The organism is Brevundimonas vesicularis (genome assembly GCF_032067225.1).
Taxonomy (GTDB): domain Bacteria; phylum Pseudomonadota; class Alphaproteobacteria; order Caulobacterales; family Caulobacteraceae; genus Brevundimonas; species Brevundimonas vesicularis_F.
Window position 1 is genome coordinate 22,103 of record NZ_DAMBJX010000030.1, and the last position, 16,263, is coordinate 38,365.

15 protein-coding genes and 1 tRNA gene are annotated in these 16,263 nt (G+C 60.4%); 9 read left to right on the forward strand and 7 right to left on the reverse strand.

What is annotated here, in order from left to right:
* Positions 1-771: lipid A-modifier LpxR family protein (locus RT123_RS09495; protein ID WP_313008886.1), on the forward strand; the 771-nt coding region annotated here is incomplete at its 5' end.
* A gap of 4 nt (positions 772-775) precedes the next feature.
* On the opposite strand, the gene RT123_RS09500 is transcribed toward RT123_RS09495, so the two are convergent.
* Positions 776-2,530, reverse strand: a complete 1,755-nt coding sequence (locus RT123_RS09500) for a gamma-glutamyltransferase family protein (protein ID WP_409514901.1) — start codon at positions 2,528-2,530, stop codon at positions 776-778.
* Positions 2,531-2,674: 144 nt separating this feature from the next.
* Here RT123_RS09500 and RT123_RS09505 point away from each other — a divergent pair.
* Positions 2,675-2,751, forward strand: a tRNA-Arg gene (locus RT123_RS09505).
* A gap of 84 nt (positions 2,752-2,835) precedes the next feature.
* Here the strand turns inward: RT123_RS09505 and RT123_RS09510 are convergent.
* The 4 genes from RT123_RS09510 to RT123_RS09525 all read right to left on the reverse strand — a co-directional run bounded on the left by RT123_RS09510 (position 2,836) and on the right by RT123_RS09525 (position 5,537).
* Positions 2,836-3,951, reverse strand: coding sequence for a site-specific integrase (locus RT123_RS09510; protein ID WP_313008887.1), 1,116 nt, complete (start codon positions 3,949-3,951; stop codon positions 2,836-2,838).
* Positions 3,944-4,237 carry a hypothetical protein gene (locus RT123_RS09515; protein WP_295235136.1) on the reverse strand — a complete coding sequence of 98 codons (294 nt, stop codon included), beginning with the start codon at positions 4,235-4,237 and terminating at the stop codon, positions 3,944-3,946. The genes RT123_RS09510 and RT123_RS09515 overlap by 8 nt, the downstream gene beginning before the upstream one ends.
* 341 nt (positions 4,238-4,578) lie before the next feature.
* On the reverse strand, positions 4,579-4,965 hold the full coding sequence (locus RT123_RS09520; protein ID WP_313008888.1) for a hypothetical protein: 387 nt from the start codon (positions 4,963-4,965) through the stop codon (positions 4,579-4,581).
* Complete coding sequence (locus RT123_RS09525; protein ID WP_313008889.1) at positions 4,965-5,537, reverse strand: hypothetical protein; 573 nt, start codon at positions 5,535-5,537, stop codon at positions 4,965-4,967. Before RT123_RS09525 ends, RT123_RS09520 begins: the two co-directional genes overlap by 1 nt.
* A gap of 615 nt (positions 5,538-6,152) precedes the next feature.
* On the opposite strand from RT123_RS09525, the gene RT123_RS09530 reads away from it, so the two are divergent.
* The 6 genes from RT123_RS09530 (at position 6,153) to RT123_RS09555 (ending at position 13,339) form a co-directional block, all read left to right on the forward strand.
* Entirely contained in the window at positions 6,153-6,668 is a 516-nt protein-coding gene (locus RT123_RS09530) for a hypothetical protein (RefSeq protein WP_313008890.1), read from the forward strand.
* 741 nt (positions 6,669-7,409) lie between these two features.
* Entirely contained in the window at positions 7,410-7,991 is a 582-nt protein-coding gene (locus RT123_RS09535; RefSeq protein ID WP_313008891.1) for a hypothetical protein, read from the forward strand.
* Positions 7,992-8,211: 220 nt separating this feature from the next.
* Positions 8,212-8,913 carry a hypothetical protein gene (locus tag RT123_RS09540; protein WP_313008893.1) on the forward strand — a complete coding sequence of 234 codons (702 nt, stop codon included), beginning with the start codon at positions 8,212-8,214 and terminating at the stop codon, positions 8,911-8,913.
* 213 nt (positions 8,914-9,126) lie between these two features.
* On the forward strand, positions 9,127-9,882 hold the full coding sequence (locus RT123_RS09545; RefSeq protein WP_313008894.1) for a hypothetical protein: 756 nt from the start codon (positions 9,127-9,129) through the stop codon (positions 9,880-9,882).
* A 56-nt stretch (positions 9,883-9,938) separates the two neighbouring features.
* Positions 9,939-12,407, forward strand: a complete 2,469-nt coding sequence (locus RT123_RS09550; RefSeq protein ID WP_313008897.1) for a fimbria/pilus outer membrane usher protein — start codon at positions 9,939-9,941, stop codon at positions 12,405-12,407.
* Positions 12,408-12,523: 116 nt separating this feature from the next.
* Positions 12,524-13,339 carry a hypothetical protein gene (locus tag RT123_RS09555; RefSeq protein WP_313008898.1) on the forward strand — a complete coding sequence of 272 codons (816 nt, stop codon included), beginning with the start codon at positions 12,524-12,526 and terminating at the stop codon, positions 13,337-13,339.
* 16 nt (positions 13,340-13,355) lie between these two features.
* On the opposite strand, the gene RT123_RS09560 is transcribed toward RT123_RS09555, so the two are convergent.
* Both RT123_RS09560 and RT123_RS09565 read right to left on the reverse strand, forming a co-directional pair.
* A complete protein-coding gene (locus RT123_RS09560; RefSeq protein WP_137720361.1) occupies positions 13,356-13,622 on the reverse strand; it encodes a hypothetical protein in 267 nt (88 codons plus the stop codon).
* Between the two features lie 593 nt (positions 13,623-14,215).
* The gene (locus tag RT123_RS09565) at positions 14,216-15,742 is read right to left on the reverse strand and encodes a ShlB/FhaC/HecB family hemolysin secretion/activation protein (RefSeq protein ID WP_313008903.1); all 1,527 of its coding nucleotides are present in this window, start codon (positions 15,740-15,742) and stop codon (positions 14,216-14,218) included.
* A gap of 199 nt (positions 15,743-15,941) precedes the next feature.
* Between RT123_RS09565 and RT123_RS09570 the strand changes: the two genes are divergently transcribed.
* On the forward strand, positions 15,942-16,263 hold a 322-nt coding region (locus tag RT123_RS09570), incomplete at its 3' end, for a hypothetical protein (protein ID WP_313008900.1).

The following is a 16,263-nucleotide window of genomic DNA, read 5'->3' on the forward strand; positions in this document are numbered from 1 at the left end:
GCCCCCAACGCCTTCGACGCCTCGCCTGATGTCGAGGCGCGCCTGACTGAACAGACGAGTTTCCGCGTAGCACCTGACGCCCGGTTCGGCGCCCAGATCGAAATCCCGACCGCCTTCCGTTCCGACGACCGATCCGGCCTGTCCGCCAGCACGCGCAACGACGTCTGGATTGATCGCACCGACTTCACCGACCGGGTGACGCTCGAGACCGCCGGTCGTCTGCGCCGTGCCGACGGCTCGCCCCTGCCAGTCACGCCCGTCGATCGGGCCGAACTGGACCCCGACGCCTATGACCTGCGCTATGTGCGCGGTTTCCGAGGCGCACGCGGTCATACCGCCTCGGGCCTGGAGGTCAGCCTGACGCCCCACGCGGGCCTGGGCGTCGGCAGCGAAGGCCGTTCGGCCGAGGCCGGCGTCACGCTCAAGATCGGCGAGGGGCTGGATCGTCTGGCTCCCAACGGACGCGAACGGTTCGGCGATCGGCCGCGCTGGTATCTGTACGCCGCCGGATCGGGCCGGGCCGTGGGCTACAACTTCGCCCGCACCCGCGACGGCGACTACGCTCGCTCCGGCTATACCCAGGACAAGGGCAGCTTCCTCGGCGACGCCTCGATCGGCGTGGCCTATCGCAAGGGCGACATGCAGACCTCGTTCGGCGTCGTCTATCGCGAGATCGACGCCGGCAAGGGTCTGCGCGGCATGAACGGCCTGGACACCGACGTCAGCGAAGGCCTGCTGGCCTTCCAGCTGTCGATCCGTCCCGGCCGCTGAACCTTTAACGAATCTCCGAGAGCGCCACGCCCTCGCGACGCGGATCGGCCCCGCCGTCCCAGCGACCGTCCCGCCAGATTGCGCCATGCAGGCCTGAGGTCTCGGTGGCGTTGGGCTTCAGGGCCATGCCCGCCGTCGCCAAGGCGTCGCGGATATCGGGCGCGATCATGTCGGTGTCGGCCCCGACCATCTCGCCTCGCACCACCAGATTGGGCAGGGCGATCGCCTCCTGCATCGACAGGCCCCAGTCCATCGTCCCGACCAGGGCCTTGGCGACATAGGCCAGGATGCTGGACCCGCCTGGCGAGCCGATGGCCCCGACCAGTTGCCCCTGACGATCCAGGATCAGCACTGGCGTCATCGACGAGCGCGGCCGCTTGCCCGCCGCCACGGCATTGGCGGCCGGATGTCCGTCCTCCTGCGGCGTGAAGGAGAAGTCCGTCAGCTGATTGTTCAGGAAGAAACCCCCGACCATCCGCCCATTGCCGAAGATGCTCTCAACCGTCGTGGTCATGCTGACCGCATTCCCCCAGGCGTCCACCACGACCATGTGCGAGGTGCCGCCCGGCTCGGCCGTCTGATCGACCCCGCGCGGCGGCGATCCCGTCGGGGCGCCGGCCTCGACCGGGCCGTTCACCTGCGGGGCCAGGGCCGCGCGCGACGCGACATAGTCGCGATCCAGAAGCCCGGCGATGGGCACGCCGACGAAGTCGTTGTCGCCGATGTATCGGTCCCGGTCGGCATACATCAGCCGCTGCAACCGCCCGAACGCGACCCAGGCCTCAGGGCTCCTGGCCCCCTTGTCCAGATCGGGCGTCGCCTCGGCCATGGCCAGGAACTGCAGCAACGCCACCCCGCTGGACGGCGGCGGCGGCACGCAGATCACATAGGCCTGATAGGGCCGGCAAAGGGCGTCGCGGCGAAGTGGTCGATAGCCGGCGATGTCCGCCTCGGTCAGACCGCCGGGACGCGGTCCTTCGCGAACCGCCGCCGCGATGTCGCGCCCGATCGGTCCGCCATAGACGACGCCCGGCCCCTGCTGCGCCAATCGCGCGACCGTGTCGGCGTAGGCGGGGTTCTTCAACGTATCGCCCGCCTGATACCGCGTGCCGTCCGGCTTGGTGAAATAGGCGCTGGCCCAGCGGGTCCGCGCCTGCGGACTGCGTCCATTGATCATGCCGGCCAGACGCGGGCTGACCGTGAACCCGTCGCGCGCCAGCCGTTCGGCGTCCCCGAACAGATCACGCCAGGCCAACTTTCCATGATCCTTCTGCGCCATCGCCAGCATGGCCACCGCCCCCGGCGCCCCGGTCGAGCGGCCCGACAGCACTGCGTCGATGAAGGGCAGGGGCTTGCCGTCCTCATAGAACAATTCGGGCGTCGCTGACGCCGGCGCTGTCTCGCGCCCGTCATAGGCCGTGACGGTCCCGGTCTCGGCGTCATAGCTCGTCAGGAAGGCCCCGCCCCCCAGGCCTGAAGACTGCGGCTCCACCAGGCCCAGAACCGCCTGGATCGCCACCGCCGCATCCACGGCCGATCCGCCGCGCCGGAGCACAGTCATCCCCGCCTCGACCGCCAGCGGATTCGCCGCCGCGACGAACGGCCCCCGAGCGGGCGATGCGGCAGGTGATGGGGCCGACACGGCCGGCGGCGACGCTGTCATCGGCGAGGGCGCGCCGTGGATGTCTGTCGCGGTCTGGCATCCCGCCATGAGGACGGGAACCAGCACAACTGCGATCTGGCGACGGAAAAAACGCATGGAAGATCCGAAAGCAGGGGAGCGTCACACAGGCCTAAGCCGTCGCAGCCGCCACGCCAACCGCTTCAGACGCAGAAACTGCATTCCCCCGCTTGCGTCCGCCCGATCCACCGGCTAAAGACCCGCCCTCGCCGCAAGGCAGCCGCACCCGTAGCTCAGCTGGATAGAGCATCAGACTACGAATCTGAGGGTCGGGCGTTCGAATCGCTCCGGGTGCGCCATCTTTTTCAACGACTTGGTGGATGAGGCGCGTGTTTTTATCCGCGCCGTTACAGTCGTTTTACACCCTTCGTTACAGTCTGCGTTTACGTCCCGTTCGGAGACCGTTTTCTCTCTGCCTTGAGCGCTACGACATTATCGACTCGGTCCTGCCCGCTGTCCGCCATGCGGCGACGCTGCGCCTGCCGGCGGTAAATCCGCGCCGCTCGTTCGGTGGTGTGTTCAAGCTGCGCCATGATTTCGGCATCAGATGCACCTGCGTACGCGAGTTCAAGCCCACGGGCATGGCGCAGGCCATGAGGTGTAAGATTGGGACGAGCGCGCTTGGTCTTAGCCAGCGCAATGGCCAGGCGGGTGACAGCCTGATTAAGAGCGCGCACCTTCCAGGGGTGGCCGCGTTGGTTGTATGCAATGGTAAGAGCTTTGGTGGGCGTGCTCTCCAAAAAAGCAGAGAGGCGGCTGTCTTCACGTTTGTCGCACAAAACCTTACGCTTCTCGGTCGTCCAGTAGAGCCGGCGCTGGGGCAAACCGTCATCATCTTGCGCGATGATCCGAGCGCTCAGCGGGATGTTGCAGATTGTACCCCGACGGAAGCCGCCCCAGCGCCCTAGAGCCACGGCACGGGCCAGGCCCGGCATGTCGCGCCTAAGGGCTAGCGCGATGAACGCGTCCACTTCCTCGTCTGTCCAGGCAAGGTTCACGTCATCAGCGTCATGAGGCGGAGCCAGCTTTTTCAGCCCCAAGAAAGGGTTGGTCTTTATGCGGTCGTCCTCAATGGCCGGCTTCAGGGCATTTTTGAGCATCTGAACGCGGTCATTCGTGGCTTTATGGCCGCGCGGCGCCCAAAGGTCGCGCAGGTCTCTGACCCAGCCCTTATCAACTTCAGCGAGGCGAACGTCGCCGACATCGACCTCGATCTCATTGAGTAGGCGCCCGTATTCTATCTGTGTCGACTGGGCGAGCCCGATAAAATCGGCGGACTTCCTGTAGCGCTGGATAGCGCCGCCTACAGTCCCTGCCCTCGGCGTCTGAGCGGCTTGCGCCCTGGCCAGTCGAGCGAGAATCGCATCGACCTCGGCCTTCAGTTCTGGGGACCCATCGAGTGACCGCAGAGGGCCCTCACGGTGGTTCCCTTTGCGAAAATAGAGATCGACGGTGCCGTCCGGGCGTCGGACGCGCTGGACGTATTTAACCTTATCCATCGCGCGCTTCATCATTCAGTGACTGGCGGCTTTGGCTCAGACGATTAAGGGTACGGGCCCGAACCTTATCCAGCGCGGAGGTTCGACGTTCGTCGCTTTCGGCCTCGATGTTCGAAAGCGACGGAGCCGCTGGCGCAGCGTGTTTGATCGTTTTCGGCGGCAGGCTCGCAACCCATTCATCGATCTGAAAACGGTTGTAGCGGATCACTGTGGCTCCCACATCAACAGGAGCCACCGTGCAAATCTTGGAAATCGTGGACCACGACAGCGCCAGGTAGGCGCTCAACTGCTCCTTCGTGAGCAGCAGCGGCCAGAACGCTGGGAGTGCGGACGGTCGGCCTTCTTGGTCGATCTGTCCCGAGGGCAACAGGTGAAAGGCGACGGCCTTAAGTTGCGACCAATCTGTTGACGCCTTGTCGGCGGACGGGGAGGGGCGAGGGCGCATTTGACGACAGACAATAGGTGTGCGGGCTCGGGATTGAGCGGTGCCTCCCTCGGTTGTCGTCACTGCCGAGGGAGAACGTGATCGAAGGTTGGTTATAGCAGACCCTGCTGAATAAGCAACGGTGGGTCTGAATTAACATACTGTTATTGTAAAGGAATTTTCTGCAATCGCGTCGCTTTTGTTTAGTGCCCCCATGTGGCGGGTGTGGTGGCATAGGCCGTCATGAAATCGAACATCGCGGCGGCTTCCTCGGACGACGCCAAAGTTACATAGACGGCGACAGTCCAGCAGGCGCCGGGAGGGATCTGACCGAACTCGACCATGACCGCCTCAAGGGGCGTGACCTCGTCGTTAGCAATGCTGATGTAGTCAATCAGGTCAGACTGAACGCATTGGCCGAGCCAGACAGCTTCAGCTTCACTGGTGCACCCATCGATCTTGATGATCGACATGACCCAGCCGTCTTCGAGCGACTTGGTGCCGACGAGGACGCGCTGGTGGCCTGGAGTGACCTCGACAGCCATAAAATAGCGCTGCAAACCTTCGCTGTAATCAACTTGGTTGGGCATCAGCGCTTCCAATCAGCGCGAACGAACGCCGCCTCCAGGAAGTTGGCCACCTTCGCCCATTCCTCACCGGCGCGCCCCTCAAGCGCCGCCTTACGCCGCACGTCGGCAAGCAGAAGTTCCCGGTCGAGGTAGGCTGCTAGGCGCAGGTACTCGTTGCGGCGCTCGACCGTCGCCACAGCGCGCTTAATCAGTGCGCTAACATCTAGGTTTCCTTTAAGACGGTTTGCACCGTCAGAAATCACGCGAGTGTTGCCACGGACGTAGCCAAGCGCGGGGCGGATGCGATCCAGCGACGGCGAAAAGGGCGATCGCTTCCCGCCAACGATAAGCGGAACGCCCAGCGCGGGGCAGACCGGAGGAACAATGACGTCGCGCACGTCCAGATCGAACGGCAAACCTCGTCGGGCGGCACGCTGGCGGGCACGGCTATGCAGCGCGACCGCAGGAGTCGCCTGTCGTTGCATCTTGAGATAGCGCCGCATGTAGGCGGCGTTCCACTTCGCACAAGTCGAGCGCTGTAGGCGGGCGCCGTGGATCGGGCACCAAGCGTTGGGCGGATCGTAAACAGTCATGTAAGACTCCTTCATCAGAATGAGTCCAAAAATTCAAACTTGGTCCTAAGAGTCAAATTGAATAATGAACGCAGCGAGATCGAAGCCTGCCGATCACCCGACAGGAGCGCAGTTACGGGCCGCTCGAGGGTTGGTGAACATGTCCGTGCTGGATCTGGCTGAGCGCACAGGGCTCGCTCCGAACACGATTAAGCGCGCGGAGGGTGGCAACGGGCCGGCGCCAATCAACGCGGCAAATGCCAAGCTTATGGTGTCCACGCTTCAGTCAGCCGGAGTGATATTCCTTCCAGCGATAGGTGATGCGGGTTCCGGGGTCCGGTTGGCATCGCCTGACCAGCCCTTATTGGCACGCCGGCGAGGGCGAGGCCAAACGTCAACCATGACTGTGCAAAAGGAGTCACGTTAGTCATCCGCGCCGCCCAAACCCTGACGCAGCCTGAGATTTTGAGTCACTTTACCAATCAACTGTGACTCGACGTACGCCAATTCGGGACTATTGAGGTCCGAAGGAAAGGGGGGCGGCAGGGGCTGGGGGGGTCACCCCCAGCCGCCCCCCTTCGCTGCATGGATCGCGTCTTGCTTAACGGTCAGAGTTAAGCACGGGAGGTCTCGAATATGGACTATGAACGAACGCCGAAAGGCATCACTTACAGAGGCATCCGCCGTGCCTTTACGGATGAGGCGAATAGCAACAGTGACTTCGTATCGCGCGTCGATAAGGCTCTAGGCGGTGGGTTTATTGGTGTCTCGCATGGCGCTTTCATGAAGAACCAAGGGACTGATCTGCATCTTCAGGTCCAACAACCTGACGGGTCGGATGGTCGTGTGGCGTTGATTGTCCACATTGACCAGTTTCTAGACCAAGGGGTTATCGACTTAGAAGCCAAACCGAAGGTGAAAAAGTGCCGTGATGGTGAGTTTCGCAGGGTTACGATCGCGCCGAAAATCTGGTTCCACCACACAGGAAATGCAGCGAACGCCGAAAATCGTCTGACCTTTGAAAAACTGCTGAAAATCGCCAGTCCTGATTTCACTGCGATTCTCGAAGAGGGCATTGATCGCGCCCAACGCACATTCCATCAGGTCATGAAGCCGAAATCATCGATCCCGTGGTTCATGATGACCAAGTAGAGGCGGATCGCCGCCTCGATCAGGGCGTCGAACTCTTCCAAAGTCATGTTCGGTCCGTCGGCAACCAGCGCCATAACTCCGTCAGCTGGCCCCCGTTGAGATGGTGTCCTTGAATGACGATCTGCGGACGTTGGTTGTCGCATCGCTCGCAGACCATCGTCGCGTATGTCGCCAAGCGAAGTAAAGCGCTGCGCCTGTGGTAGCTTCGCCCGTACAGGGGTGGCGCTGCTGCCGCACTGGGCGCACTGATTGCTGTATCGGATGTCGTTAGGCGTCGTGTCGTCGCGACATGAGTTCAGCACAACGTCAGGTCTCTGAATCGTAGCTGATCGCCACCTTCACGCACGCCTCGGGCGGATCGTGGGTGGGCCAGAAGACGGCTTTTGGCTCTCCCGATGACGTGAACAATGCGACCGTCGGCTGAGGCCTCCTTAGCGCCGGCAGCGCGCACAGCGGTTCCAACCCGGTCTAACCGGTAGATCAGAACACTCCAGAGCCAAGGTAGTTGCGCATTGCCACATTGGCACACGTAGCGGTTTTCAAGCTGATGGATTCGAGCGGGTGGCTTGCAAAGCTTAATGCCGCATAGGTCCAACTTTGTGATTTGGTTAAGAAAGTGTTAATTTCTGTTGCTTTTCGCCCGATAATGCGGCCAAAGGTGTCCCAAATTGGCATGGCCCGGCTTTTGAAGGGTAACGACCAAGACGGGTGCCGGGGAGGTGCCTAGGGCAGGGGTTGGGAATGGCGATCAAGCGCTCGCGCAGAAATGCAGCATCACGGGTTGTTGTGCTGTGTGCTGCTTCAGCTCTAGGTTGTGGGGCGGCGGGGCCGTTGTCCGCTGCTGATCGCGGCTCTTCGCAGCCCGCTCGCAATGAAATAGCGGTCGTAGTCGAGGGAGATATTCGATCGCTTTGCGAGCTTCCTGACATTTCCGATGTGGATTTGGGGGATTTAAGTTCGGGTGCGCGTACCATCAAAATGGGTTTCGCGCTGTCGTGCAATGTGCCGTTCGAGCTGGAATTTCAGTCGGGTGGTGGGTTGAGGCATGAGCTCAGTCCGCAAGGTCAGGGTGGCTTTGCGGGCACTCTTGATTACGCCTTGAACGTCGCGCTTCCGTTGCAGGGGGCGGCCTCTTCTCGTGTCGTTCAGCGCACCTTCACTTCCGGTCAGATGTCAGGAATGGGTGCTGTAATCAACACGGGCGATCACATCTCCGCTGGCGATGGCCTCATCACATTGTCCACGTTGTCGCCTCCGGCTCCCGGCCTGCTCGCGGGCGTGTATAGCGACGTCATAACAATGACTTTGCGTGTCGGCCTGTAGTAAAAACACGCCAAAAAATTTGAGGCACGAAAGAACTCGTCTGCGTGACAGTAGGCGTAGATGTTGTTCCTGTTGTTTCAAGGTCAGATGTTCGGATTTACTTGTTTTAGGTACGTTTTGAGTTGACCGGCGTTATTTAATATTTTATCAACCAGGATGTGGGGGCCGTCATTATTTTCGGTTACCCGACATTTCATCCTTACAAATACGGAAACACCCTATGAAAACGATCACCAGCTTGCTTGGCGGCGCCGCCGTCCTCGCCATGACGCTGACCGCTTCGGTTGCGGCGGCTCAGACCAGCAACGTCAACGTGACGACGAACAGCTCGCGCGGCGGCAGTAATCCCGTCACGACCTATACGGTCCGCGGTCAGAACTCGAACGGCACGGCGACGGCGTCGACGCTTGAGCTTAACGACGCCCAAACCAACAGCTGGCGCATCACCGGCTTCGTGCCGGCCGACTGCGTACTGTTTACCGGTGGCGGCAACGGCAGCCAGCAGGTCATCGATCTGGGCGAGATCGGCGTTGAAGGCCAATCGAACCTGGGTTCGGATACCGTCTTCGACCTACGCGATAACATTGTGCTCACGATCGCCAGCGGCACCGCAGGATGCAACACGGCTAATACCATGAGCATCACCAAGACAAATGGCGTTCGTGGCTTGGTCAACAGTGCTCCCGGCGCCTTTGACAGCAACCAGTTCCAAGCAAACATCCCCTATTCGGTCACGGCGACTTTCCAGGCCGGCGGCGAAACGAACCTCACTGTCGCTTCGGGCGACGATGCAGAACAGAAAACTCTGGGAGCGTGGCGCTCGGGTCTGAGCATGCGCTTCTTCGCAGGCAAGCCTGGCAAGGGTCTGGTGGCTGGCACGTATGAGGACGTGATCACCGTTCGCTTCGACACCGACATCTAAGCACTACGATAAGACCGAAAGGAGGGTGTCTTCGGATACCCTCCTTTCATGTTTCGCCCCGAATATCGTTGCCGCCGCTATCGGCTCGGCGCTTGCTTGAGAGCACGCATGTCAGTTTCGCTCCGGTTCAGATTTTTGCCTATCGGCTTGATGATGTTGGTGGCCATCTTTTGTGCCTTGGCCGGCAGTGCGTGGGCTATGAGAGTATCGCCTATGGTCAGCGAAATCAGCACTCTTGGTGCTGGCGCGTCGGCCCGTATTGAAGTGCAGAATATCGCGTCTACGCCTCTACCGTATGAAACCAGCATCACGCGCATAACCTTCAATGCTGACGGGACGATCACCGAGACCCCGGCTGACGAAGACTTCCTAGTCTTCCCGCCGCAAGGGGTTGCGGCACCCGGTGCTCGACAAATCATCCGAGCTCAGTGGATCGGCGATCCAGCGGCCTCTGCCTCGATGGCTTATTACATGGAGATCAGACAGCTCCCCGTCGACTTCGAGTCCCGATCAACCGACCTGGGAAGCGCTGCGGTTCAGGTCGTGTATCATATGAAGACGCTGATCATCGTGGCGCCGCCCAACACGGAATCCAGCGTGCAGGTCGTCTCGGTTGAGGCCGCGGAAATTAAGCAGCCGGCAGTGCCCGCCACGACGCAGACGTCGATCGAAGCTATCACTGGCACCCCCGCCACGCCGACTCCGGCCGTGGACGCATCTCCAGTGCCTGTCGTCAAGGTTCGTTTGCGGAATACTGGCCAGCGCCATGCGGTCATGAGCGGTGTCAACTGGATCCTTGACGGCACCGACCGGTCTGGCCAGCCTCTGAAAATCACGCTTTCTGCTGGTCAGATTAGCGGAGCGGTTGGAGTTGGTTATGTCCCTCCGCAAGGCGGGGAGCGAGTTCTGACGGTTCCAACGGGACAGGCGTTTGGCGATGGGCCGATCAAACTGAGTTTCGCGGGATGATAGCGGGGGTCGCCCTGGCCCTCGTCGCGCTTGGGGGCGACTACACAGACGCGGTCGTGAAAACTGCGCCGGCTTACGATTTAAACCCGCCGGTTTCAGTCGAGGCTGCTCCAAAGACGCAGCCTGATCCGTCGATGCAGTCGTCCGGCGCGCAGGGTTTCCAAAGACCCAATGTAAATCCGTATGACCGGGATTTGCAGATCACTGCGCCGCTTCTATTCGGACGGCGCGCACTGGGTGAACTCCCTATCACCTTGACGGCTGATGACCGCGTTTTGATCGAGCGCACGACCTTCCTTGATCTGCTGCGTGATGTTGTCAATCCGGAAGCCTTGGCGGAGATCACATCGCTGATCGGCGAGCGTTTGATATTTGAAAGTGAGGATATTTCGCCCGCTGGCGTCTCTCTTGCTTATGACCCTTCGACGCTGTCCGTAGCCATTCTGAGGATTGATCCTGCGCGGCGGTCAAGGGGAGAGATATTTGCTGCCGGCACACGGCAGCCTGAGTCATCGATTCAGCCCGAACCATTTTCTGCCTATGTGAATCTAGATGCCTTCGCCACCGCGCAGGACGGCCAGATTGATCCGGCCGGCCTGGTTTCGGGAGCAATCAGATTTGGAAATATTGTTTTCGAGGCGGAAGCTCGGGGGGGACGAGGTGTCGACGGAACAACCGAGTTCGACAGGCGGTACGCGCGGTTGGTCTATGATGAACCCGAAGCTTATCGACGCTGGTACCTGGGCGATCTGGACCCCGAGTTTCGCGGTCGGCAAGGCTATGTGCCGCTAGGCGGTATTGGTGTTTCGCGCCAGCGCAGGCGCTTCAATGCCTTCCGCAGCGACATCCTTCAGGGCAGTCGGCAACTGCTACTGGAACAGGATTCTACTGTCACCATTCTGCGCAACGGCGTGGTTTTTCGTGAGCTTCAGCTCGATGCCGGCCCGTACGACCTCAGTTCGCTGCCTCTGCTTGCCGGGAGCAACGACGTTGAGGTCAGGATCCGCGACTTGGCCGGACGAACGCAACTACTCAACTACTCAGCCTATCTCGACCCGATCGACCTCGAGCCCGGAGACTTCGAGTACGGCGCGTTTCTCGGCGTTTCGTCGAAGAGCTTCTTCGGCTCGCCTACTTATGATGGCGATCCGGCCTTCACCGGGTTCTACCGAAAGGCTTTCGTCGACAGGCCCGCAGTAGGCGTGGGGCTTCAACTGAGCGAGGCCGTCCAAGGGCTATATGGCGAAACCCAGTTGATCTTGCGAGATGGATCGCGATTACAATTCAACGCAGCAGCCAGCAACAGCGAATCTGGCGCCGGGTATGCCGCAGGTATTAGCTATGATCGTCAGTTCGATAGAGGGGAACAGGCTGACTATCTGACGGTCCAAGCAGACTTTATGTCCGAGCGTTTTTCGACCTTGGGTAATATTGCGCTGCAAAATTTCTCGGAGTGGTCAGCTTCAGCACAATACAGCCGATACTTTTCAGCAAGGCTCTATGGAACGGTCAATGCGACCTATCAGACCTTTCGAATGGATCTCGATCCCACTTGGCGTGTGACGACGACGGCAAACTATAGAGTTACGCCTCGGGTGCGCGCGTCGATCGGAGCGGATTATGGTCGAACAGCGTTTCGCTCTAGAGACCGCCAGGAAATCGGGCTCAGATTCTCCATCACTTGGCAACCAGACTTCCAGCGTCGAAGTGAGGTTGCGTACGATCAACGTACAAACAGCGCCGTCGCCAGCTATTCTAAGAGTGGTGACGGGCGTGTCGGCAGCATCGGATACGGTGCCTTGGTTGGATACAGCGACGGTCCTGCGAACGTGTCGGCCTATGCGGATTATGTGGGTAATCGTGGGACTGTGGCGTTCACACAATCAGCGACGGGCGAAGACTTCTCATCGGTGTCTGACCGAACCGCAACGACGCTCAGCGTTGGTACGTCTCTAGCGATCACAGGCGGGCGGATCGGAATTGGCCGACGCATTAACAACAGCTTTGCCATTGTGGGCGAGCACCAGAGCCTGCAGGGACGGCGTGTGATTATCGGGGATAGTCTCGAAGACGGTCGATATATCGCCAGTTCTGGGCCTCTTGGCCCCGCCGTGTTCAGCTTCCTGACGCCGTTCGTCGATCAATCGATTCGCTATGATGTCGTGAACCCGCCCCGCGGCTACGACATCGGATCGGGCATTTTTCGGGTCAAGCCCGCAAACCGAAGCGGCTTTGCACTAACGGTTGGCACCGACGCGTTCGTTACGGCCTACGGCACATTGCAACGGTCTGACGGCGAGGCTGTTGGACTGGCGGCTGGCGTGATGCGATCGCTGATGGAACCTGATACTGCCCCCGTTAATGTCTTCACGAACCGCGTTGGCCGATTTGCGCTTTCAGGCTTGAAGCCGGGAGGCCGGTACAGCATCAACCTTTCCGACGCCGATGGAACAGCCTTCGAGTTTCAGGTTCCGACCGATACTGACGGTTTGCTGGACCTTCAAGTCATCAAGGTTCCGGAATGATCAGCTCAAGGAAAGCGACCATGCGTGCGAACTTATTCTTCACAATCGTATTGGCTGCACTTTCAGCTGCACCTGTCTGGGCTCAGGTTACATCGCCGAAACCGTCAGACTGCCGGTTGATCATGAATGTCGTGAGCGCCAGGTGGTCGATAGAGGATTATGATCCGTTTGGCGGAGAAGTTCCGTTCAAGCAGTTTCAGCTCGCGCTGACGAACTCGGGTACGGGAACATGCATGGGCGCGCTAGAAGCAGAATTACTAGACGAACCCTATGGCCTGGCTGGCCTCGGAACTGATCGCGTGCCCTATACGCTAGTAGATGAGGAAGCGAGCCGAGACCTGACGCCCCGTGCCGGCAGAAGCTCGCAAACGATGACGGGTCGTCCTCTCGCTGTAGGGCCGGGGGAGACCGTGACACGGTTATTGTCTTTCGTGGTGGACGCCTCCCAGCTTCGCGGAGACGGGTCGTTCTCCCAGAAACTCAGGCTACAGGCGGTCGGGCGAGAACAGGATGTCCTGACGAGTCGCGACCTCTCGCTCGAACTCCAAGTCCGTCCTGTCACTGCCATCCAGCTTGCAGGCGCCGTTAGTCGTCGCGCAGGGTCTGGAGCAACAGTCGACCTTGGTGAACTTTCCAAAGGGCTGCATCAGTCTCCCCTTCAACTGCAGGTTCAGAGTACCAGGGGATATGTCGTCAGCTTCTCTTCTGAAAATCAGGGCCGTCTATCACTAGGAGCAACCGGCTGGAGTGTGCCCTACGCCTTGGTGCTGGACGGCGAGCGTTACCAGCTGAACCAGCCCTCGTCGCTGCGGGTAGGCGGATGGAAAGAGAGGTTCGATCGCTTCAGTCTCGGGTTTGATGTCGAAAGCGTGAGTGGGCTTCGAGCAGGGCGCTATTCTGATGTGCTGACCATCTCAGTCCGACCGATGTAGCGCCGAAGTCGGCGCATCAAATCGGGCGGATGGTCAGAACCACAATCAAGGGGGTTTCGACTTTGACGGCGTCGAACCGATAGTTCATTTTTCGTATTGCGGCTCGGGTGGACTGACTGACAATCTTGCCAGAGGTCTCCGACAGGTCCAGCACGCTGTTGCCATATGTCAGACTCGCGCTTTCATCACCGCTTAACTGGCGATAATTGGCTGTCACGGTGAAGCCGCCAGGATTATTGCAAGCTTCCGTCACCGTGCCTTCGGCACCGCTCACTGCTTGCATAACAGTCTCAGACCTGACCCAGCAGGAAAGTGGCACTGTAGCGCGAAGACGAAATGACCCGCTTTGGGGACCCGCGTGCGCCGCCTGCGTTATCAACAGCGTGGCTGAAAATAGCGCTGCAGTAGCAATACATCCATTTCGGATAGCACTGGTCATAAGACGTTCTCTCTCGACGTCCCGATACATTATCCCCTGCACGTTAAATCTTGCTAAGACTGTATGATTAGCAATGAGCTCAATTTATTGGTTAAGGTTCTGTCTCGGGCGGCTGTACAGTGCTCAATGACGGGGCCACCTTCGTTAATCCGACAACAACTTGGCCTTGATGTCCGACCTTCGTGCCGCCCGGCGCATGAAGGACTAAACTAACAGGCCAAGCACGGGACCTTGGATGGCTCAGCGGTTTCGGTCGAGGCACTTAATCGCTCGCATCATCGCGTTCGCGGCGCATCGGGCCTGACCCATTCCCATCGCCGAACAAAGGGAGAAAGATCAGGGGCCCTGACAGAGTAGAGCATCGTCAAGGCGATCAAGGAACAAGCCGTGTCGCCTGGCGATGCGCCGCAGCGCATCGCGAGAGCTTCTGCGCGCGCTTAGAACTGTTTCGACAACGACACGAAGGTGCGCCAGCCCTTGTCGGTTTGGTTATAGGGCGCACGGGACAGGGGTTTGGCGAACTCGATGCGCAGGGTGGCCTTGCGGTCGAAGGTGATGCGTGAACCGACGCCGGCAGACGTCAGCTGTTCGGACCAGTCGCGACCAGGCGTCTTGTTCCACACCTTGGCGGTGTCGAAGAAGGCGAAAGCCTGAGCGAAGGTGATAAGGTCGCCCTTGGGATCATATCCGACCCGCGCCTCAATCATCCCGGCGACGGCCTTGTCGCCGCTGGCTTCGCCATAGTCATACGCCCGGCCGTAGGTCGGGCCGCCGACGAAGAACTCTTCGGAGCTGAGCAAGGCGTCGTCCGACCATTGGCCTGAGGCCTCGACATAGACGCCGACATACTTGCTGAGATCGCGATAGGCGCTGACCTGGGCGTTGACCTTGAAGAACTCGCCCGTCGCGTCGTAGCGCGTATTCAGCGGCGAGCGCTCGGTCGTGGCGCCAAAGGCGTCGATCCCTTTCGACAGCTGAATTGAGCCGGCCATCCAGCCGGAGCTGGAACGCCGCTGTCCCGCCACCGACATCCGCGCCACGGTCAGGGTCTCGTCGGTGCGACCCGTGGCGACGTAGTTCTGCTCGACGCGACGGACATCCAGTCCCGCGTTGAGCCAGAGGTTCTTGTCGCGCGAACGGACCAGAGGATGCGAGAGCGTGACCGAGGCCATGCGGCTGCTCCCCCCGACCCAGCCCGATGCGTTCTGAAGCGGCGCATCCGTCTCATAGCCCGATACGCCAAAGCGGACGCGGCCGCCTCCGGACGCGACGACAGAGTAGGACGCATCGATATAGGTAAGTTCGTCAGGGCGATCCGGCACCGTCAGCACGCCCAATGTGATCTGGTCGCCGGCCATAAAGGTCGAGTTGCGGGCGCCGGACAGGTAGACTTGCCACGGACCCTGGGTTTCGGAACCGCGATTGTCGGCATACACGCCGGCGCTGCCCGAGGTCATTGCCGTCTCGACAACCAGGCGGTGTTGGGCCGGGTCGCCGATGATCGGCTCAATGCGGCTGGTCAGTTTGACGCCGGGCACGTCGGACGCCAGGGACAGGCGGCGATCCAGTTCGCCGATGGTGAGGGGGCGCTGGTTCACCAAAGGCTTCAGGATCGGTTCGACGGCGCGTGCGCCATCGCCGGTCAGTTTCAGTTCCGAGATATAGCCTTCAAACACCACGATGCGGGCGGCGCCGATGGCGGGGTCGGTTTCGGCGACGACGGCGCGGGTCAGAAAATATCCGTCGTTGCGATAACGAGCGGTGATTGCATTGGCCGACTGCACGAGATCGTCCACCGAGACGCGCCGCGCCAACTGCTGGTCATAGGTGTCGGCGAGATCGGCGAGTGGATAGGCGCTCACCCCCTGGATCAGCATGCTGGTCAGGATCAGACATCCGGCGCATCCGGCGTCCGGCGTCGAGGCCGGCTCAGCGTCCGCGCGAACCGGTCCCGCGACAGCCATGGTCAGCACCGCCACCATCCCCCACAGGACGCTGATTGTTCTTAACCATGAAGTCGAAAAAATATGACGCACGCCGTTCTCCAAACACAGGAGATCATTTACGGCGTTCGGGCTAAAAATCGTGTTAATATCACCAGTTAAGAGCTTGGCAGGCACGTCCTGATATCCAGAACATCAAACAGAATGTCTGGAGTGTGTGTTGGCCAATCGATACGCAATATTCTTCGCGATCCTCTTCTTCTTTGTGCGCTACCCGACCCAGGCTCTGGCGGATGAATGGCGCATCAGGGAAGTGGCGGGCGTTGTTCGCGTGGCCATACCGGCGCGGCCCGCTGCATACGGCTCGGTTGGGCAGGTATTACCGACCGGAACCAGCGTCACGACAGGCGGAAACGGCCGCGCGATGATCACGAACGGTCAGCAAAGGGTCGTGGTAGGGCCGAACAGTCGCACCACGCTCGCGCCAGAAGCCGGAGGCATGACGCGGGTCTTGCAGGACCTCGGCTCGGCCCTTTTCCAGG